The sequence below is a fragment of the Fulvimarina fulva genome, from assembly GCF_039652615.1.
GTDB lineage: Bacteria > Pseudomonadota > Alphaproteobacteria > Rhizobiales > Rhizobiaceae > Fulvimarina.
The window spans coordinates 1-1,766 of the sequence record NZ_JBDJAC010000031.1 but is presented as its reverse complement, the minus strand read 5'-3'; the positions used below and the strand labels follow the sequence as shown (position 1 = coordinate 1,766).

Here is a 1,766-nt window from a genome sequence, read left to right as displayed (position 1 = left end):
CGGGGTCTCCGTATGGTTCTCGGTTGAAGTCGCCAAACTCCACCTCGATCATACACCTCGATGGCCACCCAAGATCACACCGGCAGCGCCGGAGAAATTACACCACGTACTCGGACGCTAACCTTTCCCAGTCGTTTCGTAACGAGAAACACATTGCGCAATGGTATATGACATTGACGCACTATGCTGCTTCGCTTCGCGACATGCCACTTGAAGAGATTTCAACAGATGACGTGCTCGCTGTGCTCTCACCGATCTGGCGGACGAAGAATGAAACTGCTTCACGGCTGCGAGGCCGCATAGAACGCGTATTGGACGCCGCGAAAGCGAGGGGATTGCGCTCAGGCGAGAACCCGGCTCGCTGGCGTGGACATTTGGAATTGCTTCTGCCCAAGAGGCAAAAGTTGCAGCGTGGACATCACGCAGCAATGCCGTACAACGCAGTGCCAAAGTTTTTCTCGGAATTGCAAAATCGGCCCGCGCTAGCAGCCTCAGCGCTTGAACTTACAATCCTGACCGCCGCCCGATCAGGAGAGGTTCTAGGCGCAACCTGGGATGAAATTGACTTTGAGACCCGCGTATGGACCGTTCCTGCTGATCGCATGAAAGCGGGCCGCGTTCACCGTGTTCCGCTCTCAGATCAAGCTATGAAAATTATCTTGGCGATGAGGACCGTCCAGAGCAACGATCACATATTCCCTGGGCAGAAAGCAGGCCGCCCCCTCTCTAACATGTCAATGGAAATGGCTATGCGTCGCATGAACCTTGGCCACCTCACTGTTCATGGGTTCAGATCTTCTTTCCGCGATTGGGTTGGCGAGGAAACGGAATTTGCCAGGGAGTTGGCTGAGGCGGCCCTCGCACACATCGTTGGCGATCAGACGGAACGCGCATACCGTCGCGGTGATGCGCTTGAAAAGCGTCGGGCCCTCATGGAGGCATGGGCGCAATTCTGTATGTCGAACGAAAAAAACCCGGCGTAACCGAAAATAAATTCGTGTTCACTGAAACTGCTGAAAAGGACCACAGTACGGACATAAATATAGTGAGCGATCAAATAGATATTTTAGAATCTTATGACGATCTCAAAATCAGTCCTGAACATGGCCTGCCCCTACCGGGTGGTCCGGGGTGAATCTTAGTGCATTGTCGGCCTCTGCGCCACGGCTGGCGTGGTCGGCGACGTCGGTCCGTTGAGCGGCGCCGGCCATTGAACGGCTTCTGGAGCCGGCGGCCGGTACCCGAGCGATGAATGTGGACGCGCCGTGTTGTAATGGCCTCGCCACTTCTCGATCACGACCTTGGCTTCTGCGAGCGAGTAGAAGATCTCACCGTTCAGAAGCTCGTCGCGGAGCTTGGAATTGAAGCTCTCGCAGTAGCCGTTCTCCCACGGGCTGCCGGGTTCGATAAACGCCGTCTTCGCACCGACCGCGACGATCCATTCCCTGACCGCCTTCGCGATGAACTCAGGACCGTTGTCCGACCGTACGTGTCCAGGCGGGCCGCGCAGGATGAAGAGGTCCGTCAGGACATCGATGACGTTGATCGAGTTCAGCTTCCGGTCGATCCGGATCGCCAAACTCTCGCGGGAGAACTCATCGATGACATTCAGCATGCGGAACTTCCTTCCGTCATGGGTCCGACTTTCCACGAAGTCATAGGACCAGACATGGTTGGGATACTCCGGTCGCAGACGGATGCACGATCCGTCATTCAGCCAGAGCCGGCCTCTCTTCGGTTGCTTCTGTGGGACTTTGAGCCCTTCC

The 1,766-nt window shown here is 56.1% G+C and carries 2 protein-coding genes; one reads left to right on the top strand and one right to left on the bottom strand.

Annotation, left to right across the window (positions count from 1 at the left end):
* The coding region (locus tag ABDX79_RS19625; protein WP_346221982.1) for a tyrosine-type recombinase/integrase at positions 1-983 on the top strand (983 nt) is incomplete at its 5' end.
* A gap of 155 nt (positions 984-1,138) precedes the next feature.
* Here ABDX79_RS19625 and ABDX79_RS19620 read toward each other — a convergent pair.
* Positions 1,139-1,766 (bottom strand): IS3 family transposase (locus ABDX79_RS19620; protein ID WP_346221981.1); only part of this gene is annotated, 628 nt, incomplete at its 5' end.